Origin of the sequence: Lamprobacter sp., from assembly GCF_034860625.1 — a bacterium.
Classification (GTDB): Bacteria; Pseudomonadota; Gammaproteobacteria; order Chromatiales; family Chromatiaceae; genus Lamprobacter.
This window is the reverse complement of sequence record NZ_JAYESN010000750.1, coordinates 1-527: the sequence shown is the minus strand read 5'-3', so window position 1 is coordinate 527 and position 527 is coordinate 1. Positions and strand designations below refer to the sequence as shown.

1 protein-coding gene is annotated in these 527 nt (G+C 64.1%); it reads right to left on the bottom strand.

Annotation, left to right across the window (positions count from 1 at the left end):
• Nucleotides 1-61: 61 nt before the first annotated feature.
• Nucleotides 62-265, bottom strand: coding sequence for a hypothetical protein (locus tag VBE63_RS31125; RefSeq protein ID WP_323686798.1), 204 nt, complete (start codon nt 263-265; stop codon nt 62-64).
• Between the last annotated feature and the right edge of the window lie 262 nt (nt 266-527).

The following is a 527-nucleotide window of genomic DNA, read 5'->3' as shown; positions in this document are numbered from 1 at the left end:
TGCGTGATGGCATGCCAGCAGGCTGTCAGGTTCGCAGGCTGATAGGCATGCTGAGAACGCTTCAGTGCGCGGCCGCCTTCGGTAGCTCGGCTTTGAGCGCGTTGGCATAGGCGGCGCGGGCGGTCTGGGCGATGCCGAGTTGTTGCTGCAGGCGTTGGATCTCTTGGTCGCAGACGCGCAGGTTGGCGAGCTGTTGCTTGGCGGCGTCGGTGAGGTCGGCGGGGTTGTACTCGGTGCCGTCGATGGTGAGGGTTTGATCGGCCATGGGGTTGATTCTCGGTTGAGGAGGCAGGGTTGGGATCGGGCGGCGTTCCAGGGCATGAACGCTGCTCAAATGTGAAGGGCGGCGCCGATCCATGCAACCGATGCGGCTCCGGGGAGCAGATCCTGTCCTAGCGGTCCCAGTCGAAGCTGAGGGTGTCTTCGGCGCCGAAGAGTTCGTTGGGATCGAGACGTGGTGGGCTCTGGGCCTTGGTATGGCGCTCGGCGAGCTTGCCGAGGGTGTGGATGTGCTGCATCGAGAGCAG

Coding starts and splice junctions, on each gene's coding strand:
- VBE63_RS31125 (WP_323686798.1), bottom strand. CDS start 265: ATGGCCGATCAAACCCTCACCATCGACGGCACCGAGTACAACCCCGCC.